This is a genomic window from Grimontia sp. NTOU-MAR1 (genome assembly GCF_035758505.1).
GTDB classification, from domain to species: domain Bacteria; phylum Pseudomonadota; class Gammaproteobacteria; order Enterobacterales; family Vibrionaceae; genus Enterovibrio; species Enterovibrio marinus.
The window spans coordinates 2128855-2154359 of the sequence record NZ_CP142108.1 but is presented as its reverse complement, the minus strand read 5'-3'; the positions used below and the strand labels follow the sequence as shown (position 1 = coordinate 2154359).

At 42.9% G+C, this 25505-nt stretch carries 23 protein-coding genes and 1 pseudogene; 14 read left to right on the top strand and 10 right to left on the bottom strand.

Annotation, left to right across the window (positions count from 1 at the left end):
* The first annotated feature begins 274 nt into the window (after nt 1-274).
* Nucleotides 275-2269 (top strand): endonuclease, encoded by a 1995-nt coding sequence (locus VP504_RS09730; RefSeq protein ID WP_062712324.1) that lies wholly within the window; start codon nt 275-277, stop codon nt 2267-2269.
* A 176-nt stretch (nt 2270-2445) separates the two neighbouring features.
* Here the strand turns inward: VP504_RS09730 and avs2 are convergent, their stop codons facing one another.
* The 3 genes from avs2 to VP504_RS09715 form a co-directional block, all read right to left on the bottom strand.
* Nucleotides 2446-6939, bottom strand: coding sequence for an AVAST type 2 anti-phage system protein Avs2 (gene avs2, locus VP504_RS09725; protein ID WP_325891003.1), 4494 nt, complete (start codon nt 6937-6939; stop codon nt 2446-2448).
* A gap of 590 nt (nt 6940-7529) precedes the next feature.
* Complete coding sequence (locus VP504_RS09720) at nt 7530-8060, bottom strand: hypothetical protein (RefSeq protein WP_325891002.1); 531 nt, start codon at nt 8058-8060, stop codon at nt 7530-7532.
* A gap of 121 nt (nt 8061-8181) precedes the next feature.
* On the bottom strand, nt 8182-8658 hold the full coding sequence (locus VP504_RS09715; protein WP_325891001.1) for a hypothetical protein: 477 nt from the start codon (nt 8656-8658) through the stop codon (nt 8182-8184).
* A 543-nt stretch (nt 8659-9201) separates the two neighbouring features.
* Between VP504_RS09715 and VP504_RS09710 the strand changes: the two genes are divergently transcribed.
* Nucleotides 9202-9414, top strand: coding sequence for a hypothetical protein (locus VP504_RS09710; protein ID WP_325891000.1), 213 nt, complete (start codon nt 9202-9204; stop codon nt 9412-9414).
* Nucleotides 9415-10806: 1392 nt separating this feature from the next.
* Here VP504_RS09710 and VP504_RS09705 read toward each other — a convergent pair.
* Nucleotides 10807-11127 (bottom strand): helix-turn-helix transcriptional regulator, encoded by a 321-nt coding sequence (locus tag VP504_RS09705; RefSeq protein WP_325890999.1) that lies wholly within the window; start codon nt 11125-11127, stop codon nt 10807-10809.
* Nucleotides 11128-11444: 317 nt separating this feature from the next.
* Here VP504_RS09705 and VP504_RS09700 point away from each other — a divergent pair, with 317 nt between their 5' ends.
* From VP504_RS09700 to VP504_RS09685, 4 genes are all read left to right on the top strand, one after another.
* Complete coding sequence (locus tag VP504_RS09700) at nt 11445-12182, top strand: tetratricopeptide repeat protein (RefSeq protein WP_325890998.1); 738 nt, start codon at nt 11445-11447, stop codon at nt 12180-12182.
* 358 nt (nt 12183-12540) lie between these two features.
* A complete protein-coding gene (locus VP504_RS09695; protein ID WP_325890997.1) occupies nt 12541-13068 on the top strand; it encodes a hypothetical protein in 528 nt (175 codons plus the stop codon).
* 133 nt (nt 13069-13201) lie between these two features.
* On the top strand, nt 13202-13894 hold the full coding sequence (locus VP504_RS09690; protein ID WP_325890996.1) for a hypothetical protein: 693 nt from the start codon (nt 13202-13204) through the stop codon (nt 13892-13894).
* A 118-nt stretch (nt 13895-14012) separates the two neighbouring features.
* Nucleotides 14013-14891: a hypothetical protein gene (locus VP504_RS09685; RefSeq protein WP_325890995.1), complete on the top strand. Its 879-nt coding sequence runs from the start codon at nt 14013-14015 to the stop codon at nt 14889-14891.
* 315 nt (nt 14892-15206) lie between these two features.
* Here the strand turns inward: VP504_RS09685 and VP504_RS09680 are convergent, their stop codons facing one another.
* Together VP504_RS09680 and VP504_RS09675 are read right to left on the bottom strand one after the other, a co-directional pair.
* Complete coding sequence (locus tag VP504_RS09680; protein ID WP_325890994.1) at nt 15207-16460, bottom strand: Y-family DNA polymerase; 1254 nt, start codon at nt 16458-16460, stop codon at nt 15207-15209.
* Nucleotides 16448-16855 (bottom strand): LexA family protein, encoded by a 408-nt coding sequence (locus tag VP504_RS09675; protein ID WP_002537669.1) that lies wholly within the window; start codon nt 16853-16855, stop codon nt 16448-16450. The genes VP504_RS09680 and VP504_RS09675 overlap by 13 nt, the downstream gene beginning before the upstream one ends.
* A gap of 231 nt (nt 16856-17086) precedes the next feature.
* Here VP504_RS09675 and VP504_RS09670 point away from each other — a divergent pair, with 231 nt between their 5' ends.
* Together VP504_RS09670 and VP504_RS09665 are read left to right on the top strand one after the other, a co-directional pair.
* Nucleotides 17087-18628 carry an S-type pyocin domain-containing protein gene (locus tag VP504_RS09670; protein ID WP_325890993.1) on the top strand — a complete coding sequence of 514 codons (1542 nt, stop codon included), beginning with the start codon at nt 17087-17089 and terminating at the stop codon, nt 18626-18628.
* A gap of 7 nt (nt 18629-18635) precedes the next feature.
* Entirely contained in the window at nt 18636-18893 is a 258-nt protein-coding gene (locus VP504_RS09665; RefSeq protein ID WP_062715216.1) for a bacteriocin immunity protein, read from the top strand.
* A gap of 64 nt (nt 18894-18957) precedes the next feature.
* Here VP504_RS09665 and VP504_RS09660 read toward each other — a convergent pair whose 3' ends face one another.
* Nucleotides 18958-19284 (bottom strand): hypothetical protein, encoded by a 327-nt coding sequence (locus VP504_RS09660; protein ID WP_325890992.1) that lies wholly within the window; start codon nt 19282-19284, stop codon nt 18958-18960.
* Nucleotides 19277-19474, bottom strand: a complete 198-nt coding sequence (locus VP504_RS09655) for a hypothetical protein (RefSeq protein WP_325890991.1) — start codon at nt 19472-19474, stop codon at nt 19277-19279. The genes VP504_RS09660 and VP504_RS09655 overlap by 8 nt, the downstream gene beginning before the upstream one ends.
* 524 nt (nt 19475-19998) lie before the next feature.
* Here VP504_RS09655 and VP504_RS09650 point away from each other — a divergent pair.
* From VP504_RS09650 to VP504_RS09635, 4 genes are all read left to right on the top strand, one after another.
* Complete coding sequence (locus VP504_RS09650; protein ID WP_325890990.1) at nt 19999-20499, top strand: hypothetical protein; 501 nt, start codon at nt 19999-20001, stop codon at nt 20497-20499.
* 172 nt (nt 20500-20671) lie between these two features.
* Nucleotides 20672-21289 (top strand): recombinase family protein, encoded by a 618-nt coding sequence (locus tag VP504_RS09645; RefSeq protein ID WP_325890989.1) that lies wholly within the window; start codon nt 20672-20674, stop codon nt 21287-21289.
* A gap of 118 nt (nt 21290-21407) precedes the next feature.
* Nucleotides 21408-22418, top strand: coding sequence for a hypothetical protein (locus tag VP504_RS09640; RefSeq protein WP_325890988.1), 1011 nt, complete (start codon nt 21408-21410; stop codon nt 22416-22418).
* 3 nt (nt 22419-22421) lie between these two features.
* The gene (locus VP504_RS09635) at nt 22422-23522 is read left to right on the top strand and encodes a hypothetical protein (RefSeq protein ID WP_325890987.1); all 1101 of its coding nucleotides are present in this window, start codon (nt 22422-22424) and stop codon (nt 23520-23522) included.
* Between the two features lie 276 nt (nt 23523-23798).
* On the opposite strand, the gene VP504_RS09630 is transcribed toward VP504_RS09635, so the two are convergent.
* Complete coding sequence (locus tag VP504_RS09630; protein WP_325890986.1) at nt 23799-24032, bottom strand: hypothetical protein; 234 nt, start codon at nt 24030-24032, stop codon at nt 23799-23801.
* A 13-nt stretch (nt 24033-24045) separates the two neighbouring features.
* The gene (locus VP504_RS09625; protein WP_062710762.1) at nt 24046-24642 is read right to left on the bottom strand and encodes a hypothetical protein; all 597 of its coding nucleotides are present in this window, start codon (nt 24640-24642) and stop codon (nt 24046-24048) included.
* 360 nt (nt 24643-25002) lie between these two features.
* Here VP504_RS09625 and VP504_RS09620 point away from each other — a divergent pair.
* Both VP504_RS09620 and VP504_RS09615 read left to right on the top strand, forming a co-directional pair.
* Nucleotides 25003-25092 (top strand): annotated as a pseudogene (locus VP504_RS09620) (hypothetical protein); the annotation flags it as partial.
* Nucleotides 25093-25200: 108 nt separating this feature from the next.
* Nucleotides 25201-25449 (top strand): ogr/Delta-like zinc finger family protein, encoded by a 249-nt coding sequence (locus tag VP504_RS09615; protein ID WP_325894019.1) that lies wholly within the window; start codon nt 25201-25203, stop codon nt 25447-25449.
* Nucleotides 25450-25505: the final 56 nt, after the last annotated feature.

The following is a 25505-nucleotide window of genomic DNA, read 5'->3' as shown; positions in this document are numbered from 1 at the left end:
CGTCATTTCGGTTGGCTTACTTCGTCAAACTGCTTTTGGTTATCTGCAGTTGGCGAAGATTGAAGTGAATTAGGTCATAAAGTGCTTATTTTGTAATTGTCTGTTTTAAATGGAATATCACTTATATTTGAAAAAACATGAGAACAGATACTTAGACATTTTGATGTGAATCAGTTCCTGATTTGTAGTCATGTGTATTAACCCATCGCTGCACTATTCTATTCAGCAGGCAGATACCGCTGAGTTATTTCATAACTAGAGTAAGGATTGTTCTATGGGTAAACACAGACAATGTTGGCCATTTATTGCTTCACTGATGGCAATATGTGCTTCGGGACTTCACGCCGAGATGATCGCTTCAGACCAAACCGGAGAAGCGTTGCTAGAGCTACTTCAGCGTGATTACAAACCACAAAAGACGCTCAACTATGGCAACGCACGTGAAAAAATGTTTTCAGAAATTGATAACGAAAACGGGCAGGTAAAGCTTGTATATACCGGTGTGTATTTTCCGACCACGACTATCCCCAACCATAACATCGTCAATACTGAGCACACATGGCCTCAATCAAAATTCAAAGGTTCCCGAGACAGATCTATGATGAAATCAGATCTGCATCATCTCTACCCAACCTTCAGCAAGGTCAATGCAGAGCGCGGCAGTAAACCTTTCGCAGAAATCCCCGACAATCAAACCAAAAAGTGGTGGGTGAATGATAATGGCGTGAGTGCTATCCCAACTCAAAACATCGACTTCTATAGTGAATCAACAACCGGAAAATTTGAGCCTCGGGAAGATCATAAAGGCAACGTCGCCCGAGCGATGGCATACCTCTATACCGTTTACGACCTTCCTCCTGGCAGTGAACGCTGGTTTGAAAATCAACTCGATACCCTTTACAAGTGGCATCAACTGGATCCCGTAGACGATAAAGAGCTCAAACGAACAATGGCGATTGCTGATATCCAGGGAACAGTTAACCCATATGTCGTCGATGAAACATTGTTTGGCCGTGCTTTAATGGGAGCAATGTCTGCTAATGGGATTCAGCCCAATACCGACATGACACCACTGGTGCCCCTAAATGAAACATTTGGTGTATGGAGTGGAGAAGTCAAATTAAAAATCACCACTTGGAACCTTGAACATATGATGAGCCGTGAACGTTTTCAGGAATGGGCAACGTTCTGTGGCAGAGATGACGTAAACTGGGACGATAACGTTGCCAAGAGTAAAGGTAAGCCCCGTCATTTAACTTACTGCAACGCCCACAGTGGTTTAAATTGGCCAGCAAATACCAAACAACAATCATTGCCACTAAGAACGATAGAAGCATTTGAACAGAAAGTCGCTGCACTACAAGAGCGTGCCATCGAACTGGATTCTGATGTATACGCTTTTCAAGAGGTCAGTGACGCTGAGGCTATCGAAAGCATCTTACCTAAAAACGAGTATGTAGTGATGTTTGAAGCTGTCGATGGGGTGCCTATGCAGGTGGGTTATGCAGTACGCAAATCGTTGGCAAAAAACGCCTCATATTCATTGGTGGAAAGTGTATCGGTTTGCAGGAAGGAAGATAGGGTCATTCTCGAAAACCCTGCCAGTTGTAAACCTTCCGCCTATCGAACTCGCCCAGGACTTGAGTTGACCTTGGGTGTGAATGGCGAAATGGTGAAAATACTTAATGTACATCTCAAATCTAGTTGCCGGTCAGACCCCGTTAGCCAGCCAAGAACCGGAGCTTCTGAACGAAACATTGAGGGATGTCAGATGCTACGTGACCAGATACCAGCATTAGAGGCATGGATTGACCAACGTGCAACCAATGGAGAGATGTTTATTTTGCTGGGAGATTTCAACAGAGACTTTGTAAAAGAGTTCCGCAACAAAATGACAGCGCGATTGGATGGTTCAAAACCGTCAGATCCTATATTGCCAAACACTCAAATTGGCTCAGTGTTTCATGAGCTTAATGATAATTCTCCTGAAGGTGCCAAGCTTCATTTGGAATGGCAGAAGATAGATGGTGAGTACAAATATGACTGTCCGTCTAAAGAGGGGTATGTTGAAAAAGTCTATTCGTGTCATCGCGGTATCGACCATATCATTGTCGGAGATAGTCTCTTTACTTCGTTAACGGATTCACCGGAGAAGATTTATGCCAAAGGTGCTGACTACGGAAGAGGTGCGTATTGCGGTGACCAAGCAAGGCCATCTGATCATTGTCCTGTAACCGTCGAGTTGTCGATGCCAAATGCGGCGAAGTGAAGCAATAAGTGGCTGGGCTCTCATATTGAGAGCCCATATTTTCACAAGCCCAATTTTTTGCAGCTGACTCAGATTTGGACAATTTCGAGTTACAAACAATAAAGCACTCTGACTTTTCGGATTACTTTTGGCATTGCTACCATGTGGCCAACCTAAATGTGGCTGGCCACATTCTCTTATCCACTAGAGGTTGTAGTGAAAATCTTATGCTTTCCTTCGATGTGATCTCCATCAATGTAAAAAGCACCGCTAAACTCTATACGGCCATAATTATGGTTCGAAGAAAAAGAGCCACCAATCACACCCTTTTCACCTAACAAAGTCCAAACAACCTCCAAATCATTATCCTTTAGCATCTTCAAAAATGGTTCTTTTTTTACCAATAAATGTGCTTTTGTATCGTGTAGAGCTTCAGCAGCAAAACAAACAACATTCTTAGCCTCATCGATATAGCTACCTTCTTGAGAACCATGTTTTAATTTCATATTGTCAAAAATTAGAGAGCTTGGCTTTAGAAAACTTAAAGTTTCAGCCTTTGATTTATCAAACTCTTCTTCCCAACGATAACCGATAGTAGTAACACCAACATCAGCAACCTTAGTTCCTGTCTTTTTGTCAGTAACTGTTACCCAGTCCGAGCCGCTATAGTAATCAGATTCAAAGAACTTAAAAGCATCTGACCAGTAATACTCCCTATTAAACAACTGATATCTATCTGTGCTCTCAGGCATCCATCGGCCCATATAATGTTGGCTTTCAGCCCAGCTTTTAAAATGTTCATATTCAGATGACTTAACTAAGTAACTTCTAAGTTGACACCAAACCTCTTTCCGTGGATGTCCCCAGTCTTCCTTACCTACTTCTTTAGGCTCTTTCCAAGACGGATGACTTTCCAGAACAAGCCAGTCAGTACCATTATTGTCTTTTACTTCAATCAACCCCTGTGGCTTATCCAACGTAGAAGTATCCTTTACCCAATCTTCAAAAGTACAATCCCACTGAAAAGCTTCTTTACTAACCCACCACTTATCTTCAAGAGGTATGCATTTATCTCCGGTATTTTTAAGCAGAATTGTTGGATCAATATCCCTTTCATAGGGTTCCCAAGGACCTAGATAAGGAGACTCTTTTCTCTCATTGCCGTATCCCTCATAGCGGATGTAGTTATCTGAAAGCCTTGCTATAAATTCATAAAATGAAATCCATTGATATTTTTTACCTATTCGCTCTTGATAGGATTCATGCCGCCCCCTGCCTGTGCTAATGTTTTTATCAAAATCGCCATGCTTATCAGGAGACCAACCTAGATCTATAACGCGATTAAAAATAAAACATTCAGCTAGCCTAAGATCAAAATGAGCATCTGTATCTAATAGATTGTTATTATGATCAAGGTATGGTTCAATATCTCTCTCATAAATATTTAAAGTGTTTTCTGGTAAAGACTTTTTAAAATCCAATTTATTCGAAAATAGTTCTTCTTCTGTTTTTCTGTCTAAAGCGCTCCTCATGCGGATTATAGTTTCACCTATAACCAAATCATCAGAGTCTTCAGTATAAATAATCGGATCTAATGAATTAAATAATCCAAGCTGTTCTTCAGATAAGTCGCTCTTAAATTTTTTAAATATTTCTTCTCTGTTTATAGGGGATTGGCCAAATCTACACCCGGACCAATCTGAACGATTAAAGTTAGTGCCGATGGTGTACCTAGAGAAGTCACCGCCCCCCATAACTGAACCCCACAACTCCCAGTAGTCTTTCTGATAATAAAGACTTTTCAGCTCATCTTTAGTTGGTATGTCATCAGGCCATTCACTTTTGTATGGGGGCTTAGTTTTGGACAATTCAATATTTTCTGTTATCAATCCAAGGTGTGAAACATACTCTATAATCTCTCTTGCGTAGTCTCTTAAGAGGATGTGTGGATATACATCTTCTGTATCAAAGACCTTTGTATAAACTATTTCAGCTACAGCGCTTAGCTCATTATGATCCTTTGTTCGCAATACACAACCTAAGGCAACAGCTAACACTCTCTCCCAAACATAAGGATCATCTATGGCATAAAATTTGTTGATTATCCTAACCAATACTGGAACTCTATTTTCTAACAAGTTAACTAAAGCTTTAGTTGAACAATCCCTCAACTCTCGGTTGCTTGAAGTTAAAAACCAACAAAGCGCAGTAGCAACTAACTCGATTGAATCATCAGATATGTAACTCTTATCAAAGTCACCCCAAGCCCAATCTATTAAATGTCTGAATGTAGAGTCCTCACTATACTTATATTTTAATTGAGCAGTCCAAAATGAATCTCTTTTTGGCAAGGGGTGTTTAGATAACCAATAATGTAAGAAGTTCGCATTAAATGGGTGTCCTTCAATACCTGAAATTGAAATCAGTATTTCTAAAAAGTGGCTAAATGTATCCCTAAACTGAAGTACGTTATCATTTATAAACGGCTTAAGTTTTTCGAAATCTATCGCAGAAATTTTTCTCCAAACTAAACTATCAATAAAAGAATTTATTAAGTAATCATGCTCACTGAACTCTGGCAGTAACTCGTAGAGTTCTTTTCCATATTTTTCAGGTAACTGAATCGAAAGAGCCTCAACAATTCCTTGGTTGTAGTAAAAATCATACTCTTCTTTAAAGTAACTTCTTAGACGGCCTCCCACCTTAAACTCATCTTCAATATTTTCAACGCAGTCAAGTAAGTAGTTTACCGTTAAATGGTCATCAAACCTTTCAAAAGATATATATACTACCTCTTCAACAACGTTTTCGTCGTTTCGAGTAATTCCTTTTGTTAACAACCCTTCATCTATTAATGCGCTAAGAAAAGTTTTATCTTTAACATAGTCTTGAACAACAGACTGGACGGCAACATGCGCATCTTTAAGAGGTATACTCTTAGCCCCTGAGCCCACCTTAATCTTGATTAGTTCATTTAATGCATCACTAACCAGTGGAAAGCTGGAATCGAAACTGTATTTTTTAGGTGAGGCAAGCGACTTGTTGATACCAGCAATGTGAAAACTGAGAATTTTAGAAATCCCATGAAAACCCACTGGAACTTTACTTAATCCACTTTTCTTAACGCCTTCGCATAGTAATTTCAAAAATAACGGATTTTTGAACTCTGGGTTTAAGTTGGGAGAAGAGGGCCTCTCTATATTGTAATTGTCATAGAATAAATTAACAGCTTTTAGTTCAATGTTCTTAAAGCCAATATGCTCATGAGTTTCAAAATTATTGCGTGATACATTCTCATCAGAAATGGTAATATTTTTATACGTTGACCTAACTGACATTATTAAGCCAAGCCAATCAAATTGTTTAATTTCTTCAACAAAACTATTTATATTGTCATTCCAAAATTTATTTCCGTTTCCTTCATTGATCGCATCAATAAATATCAAAACCCTTTTATTGGTTTTTTTAGCATATAAATTAAGCTTTTCTAGAAAGTCATTGGATGTGGTATCAACCTGTAACCTTTTAAAAATTTGCACCCAAGGTGATTCATCAGAAGTGAGCTGTTGCCCTAATAAGAAAAGAGATGGAGAACCAGTTCTAATTCTTGTTTCAACGACATCGGCAAGTAAGTGAGACTTACCAATCCCAGCTTCCCCTTCAAGAAGTAAAAACGGGTTGTTCGACAAGTTTACTGTTATGGAGTTTAAGAAAGTACTTAACTTGTTACACTCATAATAAAAATCCCTAAGTTCCCTTAAAGTTGATGAGTATTTTCCACTGTAATCATTAGACTCTCCGGCTGCTTTTGCTTCTTCACGCAGTTTCCACAGTACCGATTCAGATTCTGCTACTGCATTGTTGCAGGAAGTAATACTGATACAAAGCTTATCTATTGGTATTTTAGTTAATATAGAAAAATCAATTGCTTGGTATAAGGTTGTAATTTCAATTAAAGATTTAGATATTACAGATAGCTGCGAGGATATTTCATCACACGTACGGAGCTTGTTTCCTTTAATCAGAAAGCTATCTATATATGAATAAAAGATTTCTGAAAAACTCTGAGTCCTCCCAAGACCATCAAAGATCTTTGCTATTTCTAGCTTTAAGTTTAATTCAGGTGTGTATCGTCCACCTAAATCAGCTATTGCCTGTCTGTTTTTTTCATTTAACCAATCATCACTTAAGTGAAACGTAAGCTTCTCGTCTATAGAGCGTAATAGAAGTTTCATTTGAATCAGCTCTTCATTGATATCGAATATCTTATCCTTATAAGTCTCTTCGATATGGAGCTTTTTTAATGTTGTACACTTGTTTATTTTAAGTGCTAGAATTTCATAAAAACGTTCAAGTTGTTTTTGAGTTGGGGGAAGTACACTAGGATAATCACTAAACTTATTCACTACCTCAGCTTTATCAGGAAACTCTTTAAACAAAGTATATTCGTTTAGCACGTCAAATAATGGCTGAGATTGATAGAATGGAACTTTGTCTAAATCTGTTGGATATTCAACTTCAAACTCTAAAGCAGTTTCCTCGATAAGCTGATAGAGCCTGTCTACATACCTATCCTTAGGAAAAAACCGCTTCCGAAACCAGCCATATCCTTCCTGAGATATAAATTGGTCTACAAACTTGACGGCAACGTAGTATGACACACCACCAATTGCCAATGTAATTGGTTCCATTTTATCTACCCTTAAATGCTAACAAATTATACCGCCATCATAAAAACGGACTATTTCAAAAGGAACCTATTTCTGACTTTACAAAAGTAAAAATCTTAGTAGGCTACTGTTTTTAAAATGAATAGACTAGTAATATACTGATGTTTGCACAACTAGAGTAACTGTGGAACCATAGAATTTTGGCACTTTAACTTAATCGACCTTAATCCAAATATCTCATAAATTGTGTTATGCAAAATTGTGAAAAAATTACATCAATGGAATAATTGCCCTAATTCATTTTGGGGCAAAAGCCACTTAAGCTACCGCCCTTTGCTTCTCGGCACGCAACACGCCATCACTGTCTAAAACTTTTGACGGGAATGTACCATAAAGTGCATAAAAGCAGATTTGATTTCGATCGCATGAAGAGCCGATTTATTATTGAGTAAATAATCAATAACCGTTTGTATTTATGTGGAAAATAAACCAAGAGATGGCTATTTGTTGGGGTTATCTTTAGAGTATGAGAAATGGCTGCACTGGGAAGTCAGAAGAAAACTATTGCCTATTGACCAGAGAAGGGCTCATATGTGCTATAACAGTATTTGCTATTCAACGGACCACGTTTTTTCAAAAAATACTACTGTAGCTATACCTATAGGTGGCTTATTGAAAACCAAGCCTGCTTGATGCTTCTCATTTTTGATGGTTGTTTGTAGATCCTTTGGGCCAATAACAACAGCTATGTAGTCACTCAATGGCATGGAAAAGTTAACAGAAAACCTATCGACAGCCTCGTCCGCTAAACTAGAACAGTTGCTGCTATCCAAAATGCTGACACCATTGCTGAAGTCAATTGTAATTGAGGCGCTAATAACGTCTACACTGCTTAACTCTAACTCTAACTCTAACTCTAACTCTAACTCTAACTCTTTGTCTCCTGATAGATCTTGTGAAGGGCTAAGTAACTGTTTGTATTCAGCATGTAATGACTCTAGTTCTTTGAGCATTTTTAGCTCAGGGATAGGGGTGAATGCATTGCCATCGAAGGCATAGAATCCCGAGACTAGTTGCGCTGCCCCAATAACCCCACCAAGGTATTTTTTGAACAATTTTCCGTCTATTTTTTCAGTACTCATCTCACCCCCCTTAAAGGTTATAACGTTCGAATAACGATCGTTTACCAGCCCAAAATGATTGAATCACAACGTTTCTAGAAAAAATATTGCCATTAGTAAACACCTCCTTTTTATTCGCTTTTTAGCATCGAGTTAGAACTAAGGGCACTGTGTTTACAATGTCTAAATCCACGTTTCTAAACGAGAAGTGTCCCGCCATTCCATTACCACCATTTACGAGTTTCATAACCGATGATGCCCTTGAAAATAGCTTTCTATCAACTGACTTAAACACGAGAATAAAGTAGCCTTCCCAGTACTCGCCACTAACTTCAAAGTCAGTAGTAAATGATTTGCTTTCACTCTCATACTCAAAGTGCAATGAACCTGACAGCTTGTGTGCATGCTGCCTTATGCTCAAAGAATGCTTAGTTCTTATTCCAGTATCGTTTTCAATAAGGTCAGCAACCCAAGTACCACTTACATCAGCTCCTTGATAGCGCCATTTTTGGTATTGTGGCACCAGCCAAAGTGTCACGAGCTTTGAGAACACAAACAAAGTGCATGTTGTCAGTATTCCCGATACGACCCCTAATATGACCGTTTGATAGATTCCCATACTTCTCCCAGAAACTAACAACTTATCAGTGAGCAACTTGCCCGTTAAGTTCGAAGCTACCGCCCTTCGCTTCTCGGCAAGCAACACACCATCACTGTCTAAAACTTTTGGCGGGAATGTACCATAAAGTGTATTAAAGCAGATTTGATTTCGATCGCATGAAGGACTGATTTATTATTGAGTGAGCAATCAATAACCGTTTGTATTTATGTGGAAAATAAACCAAGAGATGGCTATTTGTTGGGGTTATCTTTAGAGTATGAGAAATGGCTGCACTGGGCAGTCAGAAGAAAACTATTGCCTATTGACCGGAGAAGGGCTCATATGTGTTATAAGCCGGAAGTTGATTATTAATCAGTTACAAGACTTTCATTCACGCGATCATTGCGGCACACATCTCAATCTGGAAACTTTCAGCCATTCAGTAAGTTGAAAATAAGCCCGTAGCCACAATATCTTGTTCTGAGTGATAAGGAGATCACCATATCTAGTTAGGCAATGGATTTGTAACTTAGTAGAAACCTAACTGAAAAAGGTATGACTATGTCTCGTAAAAAAGTATCTGTAATATCTGAATCAAAATCAGGCCGCAACAAGTCATTTCGCGACAACTACTCTGGAGAGAGCATGAGTCGCGCTCAATTTGTAAAAGCGATTGAAGGCGGCAACTACCCCAAATATCATGTTCGAAAAATAAACGGTGTGAAAACGCCCGTTTCTAACCCTGACTCTAAACACAGCAATAATCTTGGCTAATGTAAACGGAGAAAGGAATCCCCTACCTAGGTTTATAACAGTGTATTGGACACCAAAGTGGTGTATTTAAACACCCCATTGTGTCCACCAATAACAAGTCACTGTATTTTAAGAGTGACTTTCCCTTTGTTTTTATTTGCTTTTTTCAGTTCGTCAAAAATGAGCTTGTAAAAACACCCCAAAACGGCTTACTTCGGTATTATGCGACACCTTTGCATCAACTGAGTGTATCAACAGTGGAAAAGCACGTTTCGGATTACAAAAAGTAGGGTGAATAGGAGACTTTTAAACACCTCATCAAAAATGATGCTGGCTCACTTCGGGGCAGAAACGAGTTAGTGAAGACACATAAAGACGCCGGTAATGTTGTTAGCTTTCATCTCTTCCTCATCGCTCCATCGAGCAGCCTGCTACGTGCATTTGGAAATGTATTATAGGCTTTGCTTAGAGTGCGATGGAGTGAGCAAATCTTTGTAATAGTGACATTACTCATAAGGTCATTGATGTGGACACTTCGAGGTGTTCAGGTGGAAATCTCGACAATATCAAATGCTCTTTTTACTGTGGGTACGGCTCATTTGAATTTTCTATCCAACACTAGATTGAATGAGCTTGCTAACCTTTTGTTTTGTAACTTCGTTACAACTGCAGTCCAGTTCAACCTCGCTTACTATTTTTCCGATACTAAGCGGGGTATTTTTTGTCCCGACTTTACATGTCGTTGCCCTGAGCATCATGCCGTCCGTTTTGAAATTCTTCTGTCATAACAAAATTGCGGTGGTGCCAGTACTGATGCGGGCTGGCCGCTTTTATTGCTGATCGTCGCTTTGATCGTCCGATCCTTTAATTTGACCACGTAAAATGCACACTCTGTTTTTTATCAATGACTTAGGTTTATCGCCGTCGCTTTCGGTGATCCTTGAAACTGAAAAACACTGAAAAAAAGCGCATTTTTCGAAATTTCTTATCGTCAGCGAAACCCCAACAGCCGTGCGGGTTGGCGGTATATTTTTGCACAAATCAAAACTGAAAAAAAATTCAGATCCTGAACCTCGCGGGAGGGGAGGAGGAGTGCGTTTTACGTAGCAGAACAGTTCACGTCAGCGCTTTACGTGATGATTGTTTGGAGGGGTGTAACATACTGACTATTTGTTTGGTGTGGCGGGGTAAAATAATTTAGCGCCTCTTTATGAGGCGTCTAGTCATTTTGTTTTACGTAGGTGTTTTTCCGCTTGGCTATCTGGCATTTACCAGCGCTGGATTATGGTGCGTATCCTGTAGTTGAGTTGCCATTTTATCAAACCAGCCCAGTTTACTATTAGCTATTATGTTGTTTGGTATGGAATTGGCTGTGTTTGTAAGTGCGCTCAGCGCGGGCTGGTCGCGGTGGGTTTATCTTGCCAGACAAGTCCGCAGCTCTTCATTCAGCTGGCTCATTTTCTCCCAGGTTTCGCTTTTAACCAGGATGTGTCCTTCTAGGGTCACGCCTAGCGGCGGAAGGAAGTAGGAGAGGGATCTTTGCGTGAGTTCGGCAAAGTCATAGATAAGGTCAACTTTGGGTAGCGTCTTTGCGTTTTCAAAGTCCAAATAGGTTTGGCGGGCAATGCCCATCCTACGAGCGCACTCGGCTTGTGTGAGTTTGTTGGCCATTCGGGCTTCCTTCACCACATGGCGAAGGTGTGTTTTGAGTGTTTCTTCGTTTCGGCGTTCCATTACTACTTCGCTAACACCAATAAGGGAGGCGGATTTTATCACTGGTTTGGGTGGTTGAATATGCGTTTAGTTTTCTATACGGCGGAATTCAATGTTTGCTGTGGTTCGCGGGGGTAAGGTGATTTAACACTATGGGTATAATGCGTAGTGGGGTTATTTTACCTATGCCTAACGCCTTGGGAAAAATAATTTAAAGTTCTTATATTTAGCTCAAGTAGAATTAGCGGTTTCTGAACTTCTTGATTATCAGATCACCATATATACACATATAGCGCTATGATTAAGCCTCAAAAATCAAATTTACAATGGGAAACCAAATGTTAAGGAAGCTTTCTTTAACCACAGTTTTTTTTATTTGCGCTTGTTCAAGCTCGTTTCAAGTATCGAAAATGGAAAATATGAGTGCTGAGGAGCTTACCAAAATTGGTACATCATATTTAACAGGCTCTGATACTCCTCAAAGTGATAGAGAAGCGCTTAAGTATTACCGACTAGCAGCTGAAAGTGGCTACCCATCAGCTCAATACTACTTGGGTTGGATGTACAAAGTTGGTCGTGGTGTTGAGCGGGATGATAGGGAAGCCGTCAGAATGTTTCGACTTGCGGCACAACAGGGAGAACCGAGAGCCCAGGTAGATCTTGGTTGGATGTATGTATTTTTCCGCGGGGTTCCGTCTCAAAGTGATACTGAAGCCATCAAATACTACAAAATGGCGGCAGATCAAGGGTACGCTGAAGGGCAGTATAGGTTAGCAGATATGTATGAAAGGGGACGTGGGGTTAGGCCAAACTATAAGCAGGCTGCGATTTACTATCGCAAAGCGGCCATACAGAATCACTTTTTGTCTCAACGTAACTTAGGATGGCTATATAAAAAAGGGTTAGGTGTAGAGAAGGACGAGTCTGTGGCTTACATGTGGTATTTCATCTACCAACAAAACAAAGACCCTAACAGCGAGATTCAGTTGAAGTTTAACTTGCTTCAAGATGAAATCATTGAAGCAAAGAAAAGGGGAAAAAGCTGTATCGAGTCCAACTATGTATTTTGCGATTGATTTGCACATATTGTCCACTTTAGAGTTGGCCACGATGGCTAACTCTAAATTGCCCCAAAGTGAGCTAGGCTCTTTCTCCGCTCGGATAATAGCTCCCCCGATTGGCCTTATTCTTTCTAATCTGAACCGACATTTTTACTGTTGATAACCACAGCATCGTAGAGATCCAATGCATGTTGATGAAAAATGACATTTTGGAGCTTTTTCACAAATCGATATCTTAAATGATTAAAAAAGATTTTAAAATCATATAGTAACGAGTAGTTATGGCATAATGTACTGTTATTAAAGGACAAAATGTCGTGTTTAATTCCGACATTTGGTCATCTAATACACTGTTAAGCTACAAGGAGTAAATATGGCTCGAGTTAGGGTGTATCCACATAACGATTTAATGAATCTTGCGCATTATCAGAGAGAGACTATTCGCAATAAGGTAGCAGCAGATGAAGAAGATGCGGTAGCTTTAGACTGTTTGTCGTGTCTTGTGTCATTGGCATTTTCAGTAGAAGCGATTGTTAATTTGGTCGGCACTAAGCGAGTCAAAGGGTGGAAAGAGCGTAAGCCTTACTATGTGAAAATTTCTCAGGTTTGTTCTGTTGCAGGAGTGGAGTTTGATAAAAGCGTAGGGGTCTATAAATCACTTTGGGAGCTAAAAGAACTACGAGATTCAATCGCTCATGGAAAACCAATCGAATTTACTACAGACGCAAAAACTAGAGATGAATTGCGTGTGCAAATGCAATGTCCATGGGATAGCAGTTTGACTCCCGATTACGTAGAAACTGCTTATGAAACCGTCAAAACCTTCGAGCGAATGCTGTTTGAAAACTGTAAGATCGCTGTTGGAGAAACGGTCACCTCCGCGGTAATGGCGGGAAAGTAGCTTAACAAGTGAATCAACGAGGGACGTTTACTCGTGGCGCATTTTTTTATTGAAATGCTGTGATTCAAGCGCTTCAATCAGTTTTGTTTAGTAAACGCCCGTTATTCAAACGTTATGTGTTTAGGAGAGTTAGGTGTTCGAAAATAATGTAGAAATCGCTTTAGATAAAGTTGAAGCAGTTAAGAAATTCTTCACGGCTTATTCCAGTTCAATTGTTTTATTTAATACCAATGCTTTTAGAGCAGTTTCTCCTAATTTACCACCTCATATTCAAGCTCTTATGGACTCAGGGCAAATGGGTGTAAGGGTATTAGAAAGAGCACCAATAGGCGGTGAACATGTTCCCGCTATCGAAGCTAATATCGATGAAATAAAAAGGTATATGCTTGACGAAGGTCAGCACAAAATTTTCGAATACTCTATTACGTTGCTTTACTCTTCATTTGAGGGTTTTATCAGAAATTGCTTTTGTGAGATAGATCCTGCAAAAGAAGACGCAATTATTTATGTGAGCCCTCAATCATTTACTGAACTTAATCTAAAAGCTGATCCATCTGTAGTTCAAGACTTGTTAAAAATTAGAGAGATACGAAACTGTTATATGCATAACAAAGGCATTTGGGACAGTAAATCGGCTGGTAAATTATCAAAGGTTATAACTAACTCCAAAGACGAAAGCTACCCTTTGCAATTGCCTAGTTCTACTGGTGAAGTTTATACGACCTCAGTTGGTGAGCTCATTCAGAAGCCTGTAAATAGTGCCGCTATCTTACTCTGGATGTGTGCCGTATTCGAAGGTTTTTATAATGGTGTAAAAAACACATAACAAGCTAATAAATAGGGACAAAAAAACAGTTGGCTGTTTTCGTCCCTCAACACTTTAGCCAACAATTTTTTGCCCATTATTAGAGCGTTAGGGCTACCCGAAAATAAATGAGGTGAAGATGTTTAGTAATTTTGACTTTAGTATCTTGGATGATCCTGACTTCAAAGAAGATGCAGTCAGAGAAGAATTGGTGTTACCAATCATCAAAGCGCTAGGATACTCTGTCACCGGTGACTCAAGAATCATACGCTCGAAATCTTTAGTTCATCCGTACGTTGCAATCGGATCGCAACAGAGGAAGGTATCTATAGTTCCTGATTACGTGTTTACGTCTGACTCAAGTCCATATTGGATACTGGATGCGAAATCTCCAAATGAAAGTATCCTGAAAAGTAAACATGTAGAACAAGCTTATAGCTATGCTATTCATCCAGAAGTTAGAGCTCCTTTGTATGCTCTTTGTAATGGACGTGAGTTTGTGCTGTTCGATGTCAAAAAATTCGACCCTATTTTACATTTCAAACTCGCTGATATTGAAACGTATTGGGAGCATCTTTTCCGTATACTTAATCCGGGCGTGAAAGCTAACCCAGAGCTACTAGATTATCATCCAGATTATGGGATTTTTGTTCGTAAATTGGGTGCTATTGATGGATTCAAATTTATTGCTACATCTGTTCATACGAACTTCATGTGTAAATTAGCCGATGATGAATACACGACTATGAGTGTTGTGACTGGTGATATTGACTGCTTAGCTTCGTTATATTTTAACAAAGCACAATATGAACAATTGCTGTCTGTACAAGAGTCTACCGTTCGTCAAATTGTTGAGGAATCATTAAATCAGTTCCCATATTATGTTTCCCTCGAAAATTTAGGAAAAGAAATTAAGTTTGGCGTGGCATCAACATTGTCAAACCAGGTTTTGTCTAATGCTGAAGAGTCTTACATTCCTTTTATAGTTGATGAATTCATGCCATACGTGGGTCCGTAGCCCTAACAATAAATTTAAGAGTGATTCACAACGCTCGGCGCTTTCACTTCAAGCCAGTTTAGTATTTATGGCACAATGCTTTAGGTAAGGTGTCAGCGTTGTTCACACCTTAATTTGGCGTTATACGAATGGAGGTATTAATGGTCATAACGGAAAATTTGTGTCTCAAACCAGTGTGTGAAGCTGACATGGACATATATACTGAATAGCCACCGAACTCGTAGACTGTAGTAACCTAGATTTTCCCCAACCTCAGCTTATCTGAACTATATGGCTTCGAGTTTCGACTCTAAGCCATTTTTGTCCAAAACCACCTCAACACCGCACCCTCGGCACATCTCCCCACCGAGTCGTATACTGCGGCGACAAAAACTCTCTCCGCATACCCCACTTAGGCGCAATCCCTTCCGCCGCCAGAAACACCGTGCCAGTACCATAACGCTGATTCAGCCCATCAAACGCCTTCATTAACGCTGGGTTCCCTGGATGGGTATCAAACAAATCCGGCTGCACATGCTCGGCCCTGGCTAAATCCAATAGCCCCACCCCTACCTTGTAATACTGCACACCCAACTCATACAACAACGGCACCAAGGCCGACACCGCCGACGTGATCACCGTGGTATCGTCCACCGGAAAGGCAAAGCGGTGTAGCTGCTTAAAACTTCTTGGCTTCTCGTCATACGGCGAATTTCCCGCAAACACCATCAACACTGAACACACCGACCCTTGCGCCCGAAGCTTCGCGGCCGCAATACCCGCATGCTTACACAATGCCTGGTGCAGTGCTTCCTGCTCCACAATCCGCTCCCCCATCGAGCGGGTAGAAAAGATCTGCTGCTTATCCGCTCTGGCTACATCCCAGCCTTTGCAGACCTCGCCGTTCAGCTCCCGCACCGTGCGTTCCATTTCCACATTAAACTCACGACGCATCAACGCCGGTTTCTGACGAGACAGCTGTAGCGCCGTTTCAATGCCCTGACGCTTCAACCTTTCAGAAATCCGCCGGCCAACACCCCAGACATCCCCCACGGCCATGCACCCCAACACATTAAGGCGCTCAGCTTCCGAGTCCAACACACAGACACCGGCATAACCGGCTAACTTCTTCGCCGCATGGTTTGCCGCTTTGGCCAACGTCAGGGTTTCCCCCATGCCGACCCCGACCGCCAACCGACACTCTTTCCATACCGCCCGACGCAAAGATTCAGCATGCAAACGTAAATCAGGAATAGCTGCGCAGCGGTGAAACGACAGGAAAGATTCATCAATCGAATACACATGTTGCTCAGGCGCAAAGCGACCTATCACCTGCATCATCTTGTCGGACAGATCGCCGTAGAGTTCATAGTTCGATGAACAGACGATCACCCCCTTCATTTCACACAGGGTTCGCATTTGAAAAAACGGCTTAAACTTCTCGACCCCCAGTTCCCTGGCCTGACGGTTTGCTGCCACCACACACCCATCGTTATTCGACAGCACAATCACCGGCTTTCCCCGCCAGTCTGGCCGAAACACCTGCTCAGCACTGCAGTAAAACGCATTGGCATCAACTAGCGCGAGCATAACAACGGACTCTCACGGTGACAGCGGATAGAGCGGACGACGACCCCCTCAATGGAGAACGTGTCGTGTTTGGTGATTTGCACAGAGGCGTAAGTGTCATTGGCCGACAGCAACAAACGGCGGGACACATCGAGAAGCTTACAAACAAACTCCCCGTTAAAGTTGGCCACAATCACATCCCCATCCCTGGCGGTGACGTGCCTATCAACGATCAGGATATCGCCATCAAAAATACCGACGCCTTGCATCGACTCCCCAGAAGCACGGCCAATAAAGGTTGCGCTGGGATGCTCAACCAAGAGCTCATCCAAGCTCAGCGGGAGCTGGCGATAATCGCTCGCCGGAGATTCAAAGCCGGTGATACCGGCACTGGCAAAAATAGGGATAACGTTCATTTAAATAATACTGTTTATATATACAGTATTGATTCTATCTCTTTCTGTCTCACTGGCAAGATCCAGCTTTTCTGACAGCGGGAAAATTGAGCAGTGACCACACCCAACCACTCCATCCAGATTGTCTCAATAGTTAGATGAAAATTCGAAAAAATGCATAGTTACCTGTGTGCGCTGTGGCCGCTCCTTTAAGATAACAACCAGCACTCAGGGAGAGAGAAAAGGAAGACTGTGAGTTTACGGGTAGTGAAAGCCACCGATTTAATGGCGTATGAATTTGGCAAAGTCGAAGGCGGTTTTCAGCAGATGAGCGCGCGCGATCTGGAGCGCGTGATCCCCGACGGCATGGCCATCGATGTCTTCAAAAACAAGCTCTACGACGGACAACTCGTGCTGCTCAACGACACCCCCAATGTACCCGCCCTGCAAGCCCAGAAAGGCACCATGGGCAACACCACCTGGCGCGTCAACCCAGAAGCCAGTAACCACCTTTCGCCACAGGCACAACAAGCCATGGTGTCCCGTACCAAAGTACAAGGCGCACCCGCTTCCAGCGGCGGTTCGCTCAACCCGCCATTACCACAGCCGCCTTATACACCCGAGGCCGTCGTCGCGGATCCCCCGCCTGAGCCCATCGCCCCGACCAAGATTTCAGAGAACTTTGGTAAACCGGCACAGGCCGATAAAGTGTTCGCCAAATCCTGCACCCGCCCCTATGGCGACACACAGGCATGCGAAGAAGCACTGAAAGCGCCCAACTTCGGCATGATGGCGGCCATGGTGCCTGCCCAGGCATTAGACGCCAGCGGACGATTGCCTCTGACAAAGCTCACCGGCAACACAACACGGATGCCGCTGAACTGGGGACTGACGGGCGAGATAGCCAAAAGCGTCGCCAAACGCGCCAACTTTCTCGCCCTCGCGTTCTGGCCTGCACAACTGGGAGACGGGACCCTCTACACAGACGAAGAGCTGGCCCAACTGCCAGAGGCGACCACCCGAGTCCGGTTCCGGCTCTACCAAGACGAGCACGGCAACCCGCAGGCGATAGGCATTCACACCGGCGAAGGGAGCCCTTACGGCGATACCGTCAAACGGATTTCTGCAGAAGCCGTCGAAGACAGGTTCGAAGCCAAGGTTGATGAAGAGATCACACTGACCTGGTTCCCCGACGACAGCGACAACGTGCTCACTGCTGGCACCTCCTTCCCCGATACCAGCGGGCTGGAAATCAGCAACATACTGGTACGCCCGATAGAAGACGACGGACAGGAGCTGACCACCCTTGTCTACCCCAACCCAGAAGCCGAACACATAGAGCTGATTGTTACCTTTCCGGCAGACAGCGGCATACCGCCACTTTACCTGGTGTTTAGTTCACCGAGGAATAAGCCAGGCGGCGTAACGGGACAAGGCGAAGACATTACAGGCATCTGGTTAGAAAGTGCGGGCAAAGATCTCGGCTCTCCCATCCCTTCACAAATTGCAGACAAAATGCGGGGGCGCGAATTCTCTAGCTTTGATAAATTCAGAGAAGCGTTTTGGAAAGAGGTCTATGCGGATGAAGAGCTACGCAGCCAATTTAGGCCAGGTAACCAAGGGAACTTGAAAAAAGGCAGAGCTCCTAAAGCTGTCCCTTCAGAGTGGCATTTTGAAAAAGCGAGCTTCGAACTTCACCACGTAAAAGAGATTCAGCATGGAGGGGCAGTCTACGACGTTGATAACATTAGAATCGTAACTCCCAAAAATCACAACCGAATTCATTATGGATAAATCACCCATGAAGAAAGAAAAGTTTGAGGACTATACAGAAGAAGAGTTTCTTCAGTTCGTTATTGATATATACGAAGCTAACGGCACTGAAGAAGAAACTGACCAATGGATAATGCACTTTCACAATGTGGTCGGGCATCCATTAGGCGCTGGGCTGATTGTGGACCCCGCTGTCGAAATTGAAGACGATAGCCCACAAGGCGTGGTAAACGAAGTAGTAAAGTGGCGACACACAAACGGCTTACCAGGCTTCAAAGGCAGCTAAAAGAAACAGGCATCACTTACGTAAGTGATGCCCTTTACTTCATTTGCATAAGTTACGTAACTGATTAAAGCCTGGTATTCAGCCCCGTTAACTCACTGAATACCCCTTCGAGCATGTCGCAATACACCCCGGACTGACTGCCCATTTCCGGACATTCAAACGACCGGCGGCACAGCTTAAACGCGGTGACGGTGTAAGTATCGGACGGGTCCAACACCACCCGAATGCGGTTAATGCCTTCTTTCGCAAACCGCGCCGGCAAATCAAACTGCAGCCCTGGCGAATCCAGCGCGACAAACTGCCGCGCCCCCGTCATGGTGATAAAGCGGTTTCCGCCGAGCTGGCCAAGAATGGTTTTCGCGATGGTGCGGTAATATTCTGAATCAGTCATTTTCTTGCCCCCACGCTTCCGCCGCATCCATAAAACATTCCAGATCTTCGACCGTGCGAATGGCCCAGCCATGCTGATTAAGCACCACATTCAGTGCCCAAACCATTTGCTGGATACTCGGATTGATTTCGCGTAAACGTTCATACAGACAGCAAAAACGCCCATTCATGGCTTCAGTTTCAAAAGGCAACAGCCCCCTCATCGCTGTGGAGCCTGAGTGATGCAACGGAGATACGTTGCTCGCCGGCTACGCCTTAGCAGCACTTTGGCGCAGACGGTGAAAGCTTTTGATCTGCTCTTTTCTTTAGGCTTTGGCTTTAATTAGCCCTGATCGTGACCCGAATGGGCCAAGACGTTGCGAAGTGTGGTTAGACTTGGTTGAACCGACGATACAAGGGAGGAACGACCGCCGGAGAGACGTGTGAAATAGAGCATGGTTGCCCGAAGGGTGATCTGAATTGCACTCAACCGTTGACAACTATTATTAGTGTTTCGTGTATATTATTAGTATACTTGACAGGGTAGTACTTTGGTGAAGCGATGAGTGGTCTTGTCAAAGCGCAAACTAACCACAATACAGTAGGTTAAAGATGACTGTAACCAGACGTGATGTTAAAATACCTTTCAGTAAAACTGAGCAAAAGGGTTCTTTTCTTACTTTGAAAGAAGCAAGAAAACGTAGAAACCCGTCTAAGCACAAGGGTATTGTAGCAATTGAACGGACACAAAAAAGTTAATGTAAAGATCATCGTTGACGAAGATCTCGATCCCCTGACCCCCTTCCAACAGTTTGTTGTTGATGAATTCAAACATTATAAACAGCTAAGTCTTACTGAAAACCCAAACAACTTCATTGCACCGAATGAAGGTATTCAGGCAAAGCGCCCATCAATTCATAACCTTTACGGTAGAGACAGAGTCTTTGACTACCCAACCAAATGGGCAGCTAGAATAGTCAAAGAAAACCTTACTCACGTGCATTTTGATAGTGAAGAGCAGTGGGATAAAAACGAACCACAATGGGAGTGCACCAGCAAAGAAGCCGTCGTTTATTCAGGTTTTCTAATGCCAGATGGCACATATCATTTCGTAATACATGACCTACTTCTCGCAACAGATGAAGAGGATTTTGATGCACATGATTACTATCAAGAAGAAGACTTAAAGTACTACCTAGATAATTCTGAATATCACAGAAAAAAAATTCAAAAGTAGTAAAAGCATTAGAGAGGGGGAAACCCCTTTTTTCATAAACAAGATTTTTTAGGTATACCCCAACGCGACCACCCTACCCTTATACAAAAACTGGCAATGTGACCACTTAAATGCGACACTCCCTATTGCGACCACCTAAATGCGACGTTGGCCAACTTCAGGGAGATAAATCATGTTTATTCGCGCTTACCTTCGCGCCTCGACCGATGAACAAAATGCCGAACGCGCAAAAACCGCCCTCGGCCAGTTCACCCAAGAGCATGGCCAACGCATTGCCAGTTACTACACCGAAAACATCAGCGGGACCCAACTCGACCGCCCAGAACTCAACCGCCTGTTAACCGACACCCAGGCAAACGACATACTGCTTGTTGAACAAATCGACCGCCTCACCCGCCTTAACGACCACGACTGGAAACAGCTCAAGCGCATGATCGAGGAAAAAGGCATACGCATTGTCAGCATGGACGTACCAACCAGCTGGCAGGCGCTCGACAACAATGCCCTCACCCACAATGACCCCATCATTAAAGCTGTGCTCGATGCCATTAACAACATGCTGATAGAGCTAATGGCTACCATGGCCAGAAAGGACTATGAAACTAGAAGAGAACGCCAGCGCCAGGGAATAGAAGCTGCGAAAGCTAACGGCAAATACAAAGGCAAGCAACCCGACACCGAACGGCACCAGAAAGTGAAATACTACAGAGATAAAGGCCTTAGCCTGAGAGAAATCGCAGAAGCGACCGGCTATAGCCGATCGCAGGTATGTAGGATATTGGCCAGCTAAGTTTTGGACAGAAGTTCGTTAGAGCTGGCGCACTAAACTGTTAGTTTCGGATAAGTATTTTTTGGGTAAATGATGACTCCCGAAACGTCTATCAAGTGGTTGGCTATTCACCCGCTAAATGGCTACACATCAGGCCAAAAAACCATTAGAGTATCTGCCCTTTTTTACATCTAGGACTACTTTGTCAGGTATGAAACTCTCCGCAATTCAAATCATCCCTGCTATACCTTCGTTTGGGTTTCTGCTGTGGCACATAAGCAAGTTGCTATTTAAACTTCTCTCACCAGCGGCGACCTTTACTTACCAAAGATGGATGCGCTCTTTCTATCTACGCACCTTGCCAAAGCCTATGTATGTCATCGCCGTAATCTCTGCATTTGTTGCTTGGGCAATATTTGGTATCTACGGTGAAGAATTAGTTAAGTCAGCAACCATGACCTTTCTAGCAGGCTCTGCGACCAGTGTGTTCGCTGCGGTTATCTTCTACTACTTCACCAACCATATTACCGATATAAACAATCGAAAAAGCGCATATGAGGCCCACTATCATGAGCTGCTAAGAATATCGAGCCCTTGTGGAATAGAGGCGCAATTTTTTGGCTGGAAGCACGATGAAAACACCGCAGAAAAGGCAAAAGAATATCGCAACCCCAGTAGGTCTCTCGATGGTCTTTCTGAACAATACATACGCTTCCTAGAAGGAACTGGAAGAACTGGAACTCAGACTCTCTTAAATGAATTTCGAACAACCATGAGTCGCATTGACCGTTCAGTGATATTTTTCGACCAAGACGTAAGGAATACCTTTGCTCTTGTTGAACGGCTTGTCGATGAATTGCTAGTCAAGTGCGGAGACTTTGAGATAGAGGCAGAGCAGATAAAAGACGAAACCCATAGACATAACCTCATGGTATTTAACGAACACCGCGTGTTTACTCATTGGCTTTTAAAAACAAAAGCCGAAAAAATGAAGAGTGACCCTACAGGATATGTCCAACTTACGGAATACCGACTTTCTGGGTTTTCACACACGGTTGCAATTGCAGCCAGTCTCACTCTTGCACGTATTGAGCTGAGAAAGGCGATAAAGAAACACGTTGAGCCGCTAATACCTGAGAGAATGAAGTAACACATGAAATATATCCAAATATTGCCGCAGCTAGCGGCACTTCTATTCTTTCCGGTAATGATGGTTATTACAACGTTAGCCGTCATTTACGAGACAGTTGTTTACCCACTCTATTGTCGGCTCAAAGACACCCCTCAAGAATGGAAGGCCGAATTGTTGGCATATCGCATAGGTAGTCCTTGGTGGTCTATGTCTCTGAAAATGCACCTATGCCTTTATGTTCCGGTATTAATGTGTGTTGTCATCGCCTACTTATTGCAAAAACACATCGATAACACTTGGCTTGAAGCCTATGAGCAATATTTGGTACTTGCCGAAAATATCTGTATCGGCGTTTTCACTGGTGCCCTTATTTATTGGTTCACTAGCCACTTACCAAACCACAAAGGAAAAATTGCTGCGATTAACGCCCACTATTTCGATCTGAAGGATATTTCTCAACCACCTTATTTGGAGCTTTGTTTCATGGACTGTATGGAGCATGTTATCCCATACGATGACGATTGGAGCGGGTACCCATACCCTCACTACTGTTCTGATCGGGTAGAAGAGGAACTAGCCTTACTTAGAGATATAAACAGCCTTAACAGAAGTTTGAGAGAGCTGAAAGAAGTCCGTGAAAATATAAAGCGCGTAGAGGTAGCACTCCACTATTTTGACCAGCCTCTTCAGATTGCTATTACACGCCACGACAGGTGCACAGAGCGACTTATCAAACAGGTTGAGATGCTTTTCAAAGCACGAGAAACAGATAGATTCCCAGAAGAACTGGACGACTGGTATATCGCTGCCTCGATACCGCAGGTTGGGGCTGTATACACCGCGATGAGTCCAGCAAGCCCATCTTTCAAAAGACTTACCGCAGAATATGTCACTAATGCTAAATTCCAAATGTCGTTTGTGACTTGCTGTCTGAAATCATTTATAGATTCACGGCACCACTTGATGGATATCAAAGAACAATATTTGCCAGTAATCGTCCCTGAGACAAAGGGGGGATTAGAGGTTATTCATGCCGGAAACTCTTTCAAAATACCGCCAAGAAAGCCGCGAAAAGTGGATGACATTAGAGGGATACATGTGAGGCGGTGGCGTAGATCATAAGAAAGCCGACTTGAGGATGGCGACTGTGTTTCCGTAAAGGTTTTCATTTCACGTACCCACCGACTTACAACACATTACACAGGTAAGAAAATGTCAGTCAAACCGTCTCAATGTGATTCATGATGTCGAACGACGCTGGCACGGAATGGGGCAATTTTAAGTTGCGCATCTCCCTTTTCTGTCTGGGGGACAAATTAGGGGACGCCAGCGACAGCGTTAACCGGCGCCGCTGGATTTATTGAGCTGTTTCATGGATGAATGTAACTGAGATGTTTGTTATTCTTGCGTGGTAAGAGCAAGATAGGTCCAGTCTTCAGGAAAACGGGCCGTTAAAGCTATCTTTAATTCATTACTTGTTGCGTCATCAGTACTGAATTCAGCATCTGAATTTGTGATATCAAATTCAATATCCCAGCCTTTATCTTTTTTGATGTTATCTGCAATAGCCTGACATTTGATCTCGGAAGGTATATCTGTAGGATTTGGTGGAATAACACTTACACTAGCCATTATATATCCTTAGTTATCTTTCTGAGTAAGAAACGATGTCGATTTTAACGTCATTGTCTTGAGCATCGTTCAGAAGTTTCATTAGATTGGTGGAGCCCACCACAAGGTTATCTAGCGAATTGTCACCGCCGGCAGTTCCATCGAGAATGATGCTTTGACAGAGTTTGGCGGCTGCGTTGTTAGAGAAAAAAGTGTTTAGCCCAATGAATTGAACTTCACTGGTAAATGAATGATCTGAGATGTTTGCCCTAATGGTTCCGAAGCCATCACAGTTGAAGTCTTTGTCGTCTACGACGAGACCAACGTAAAACCCATAACCAAACTGAATGGCATCAGGCCCATCATGTCTTACCGGGTTAGCAAAGCTTTCTGAGACGGTGCAGCAGATGGTAAGAAAAGTCTTATCACTATCATAGGAGGCTGAGAACAAACTACCGAAGCTTGCCGAAAAGCTATCCTCGTTTTCCACTTTCTGGGTAAACACAGACAGTGCACCCAAGTTACTTTTTTTAAGGTTTTGGATTTTACTCCACGTTTCATCGCCCAAATATACTGCCGGTGCAGAGAAGTTCTCGCTGTATTTGTCTGGAGTACAATAAACTTTTGCCATGTTCGTATCCTTGTGGGATTAGAAGGTCTTAAATTTGAAACAGCAAGAAAGGTATAGCTAAGCATTTAGAGACGTATGCAAATCTATACCAAAATGACCAATAAAATGTGCATATGATCTCTGTTTTCTTTGGCAAATTTGGTGTCTATCAGTGTGCGTCAAGCAATATGTCACATTATCTAGTGATATGCGCGAGTGTGATCGCACGGTTTACCAGTACCACAGCAGGTAGGGGCTATTTTTCCTCTCTCTATAAAGTTCTATCAACTCATCTGGTCGAAAGCACCTTTTACTCATTACTGTTCATAAATACAGTGTTTGTTGTATAATCATCCTCTGGGTCAGTGGCTTGGGGACGGTATGATGCGTATTGAATGTCAGTGTGGTTCTCGTGCCGTGATTAGCCGCAGTAAAAAGGAAGACGACGCCTCGGTATCACTATTTTGCTCCTGTATTGACCCTGAATGTGGGCATACCTTTGTTTCTTCCTTGTCTTTTAAGCACTCGCTTTTTGTTCCTGCTTCTGCAACGCCCAGCGCGTCACTCGGTGCTTCTGTGGTGGGTAAGCGTATTGTTTGCAGTTGTGGGGAACGCGCCTGTATTCAGAAAACCAACCGCCTCTCAGCCAACGTGGCAGATTTGTATTGTGAATGCAGTGGTTGTGGCCATCGGTTTGTGATGGTTCGGGCGTTCTCGCATACGCTCAGCCCTTCGGCCCATACCACTGAGGCGCTTGCCCTGGCGTTAATCCGTTCTGTTACCCCTTCCGTTCGCAAGACCCTTCATAAGCAACTGGCGCTGTTTTAGGCGCGGCTTTCTGTACAAGTGATTTAAGGTAAGGCACGACGATATTTTCGTCTTGA

Bases quoted from the DNA above. Each gene is read 5' to 3' on its own strand.
- VP504_RS09645 (WP_325890989.1), top strand. From the start codon at position 20,672: ATGTTTATTCGCGCTTACCTTCGCGCCTCGACCGATGAACAAAATGCC.
- VP504_RS09665 (WP_062715216.1), top strand. From the start codon at position 18,636: ATGAAGAAAGAAAAGTTTGAGGACTATACAGAAGAAGAGTTTCTTCAG.
- VP504_RS09700 (WP_325890998.1), top strand. From the start codon at position 11,445: ATGTTAAGGAAGCTTTCTTTAACCACAGTTTTTTTTATTTGCGCTTGT.
- VP504_RS09640 (WP_325890988.1), top strand. From the start codon at position 21,408: ATGGCTACACATCAGGCCAAAAAACCATTAGAGTATCTGCCCTTTTTT.
- VP504_RS09635 (WP_325890987.1), top strand. From the start codon at position 22,422: ATGAAATATATCCAAATATTGCCGCAGCTAGCGGCACTTCTATTCTTT.
- avs2 (WP_325891003.1), bottom strand. From the start codon at position 6,939: ATGGAACCAATTACATTGGCAATTGGTGGTGTGTCATACTACGTTGCC.
- VP504_RS09675 (WP_002537669.1), bottom strand. From the start codon at position 16,855: ATGAACGTTATCCCTATTTTTGCCAGTGCCGGTATCACCGGCTTTGAA.
- VP504_RS09625 (WP_062710762.1), bottom strand. From the start codon at position 24,642: ATGGCAAAAGTTTATTGTACTCCAGACAAATACAGCGAGAACTTCTCT.
- VP504_RS09630 (WP_325890986.1), bottom strand. From the start codon at position 24,032: ATGGCTAGTGTAAGTGTTATTCCACCAAATCCTACAGATATACCTTCC.
- VP504_RS09695 (WP_325890997.1), top strand. From the start codon at position 12,541: ATGGCTCGAGTTAGGGTGTATCCACATAACGATTTAATGAATCTTGCG.
- VP504_RS09710 (WP_325891000.1), top strand. From the start codon at position 9,202: ATGTCTCGTAAAAAAGTATCTGTAATATCTGAATCAAAATCAGGCCGC.
- VP504_RS09720 (WP_325891002.1), bottom strand. From the start codon at position 8,060: ATGAGTACTGAAAAAATAGACGGAAAATTGTTCAAAAAATACCTTGGT.
- VP504_RS09705 (WP_325890999.1), bottom strand. From the start codon at position 11,127: ATGGAACGCCGAAACGAAGAAACACTCAAAACACACCTTCGCCATGTG.
- VP504_RS09685 (WP_325890995.1), top strand. From the start codon at position 14,013: ATGTTTAGTAATTTTGACTTTAGTATCTTGGATGATCCTGACTTCAAA.
- VP504_RS09680 (WP_325890994.1), bottom strand. From the start codon at position 16,460: ATGCTCGCGCTAGTTGATGCCAATGCGTTTTACTGCAGTGCTGAGCAG.
- VP504_RS09730 (WP_062712324.1), top strand. From the start codon at position 275: ATGGGTAAACACAGACAATGTTGGCCATTTATTGCTTCACTGATGGCA.
- VP504_RS09715 (WP_325891001.1), bottom strand. From the start codon at position 8,658: ATGGGAATCTATCAAACGGTCATATTAGGGGTCGTATCGGGAATACTG.
- VP504_RS09660 (WP_325890992.1), bottom strand. From the start codon at position 19,284: ATGACTGATTCAGAATATTACCGCACCATCGCGAAAACCATTCTTGGC.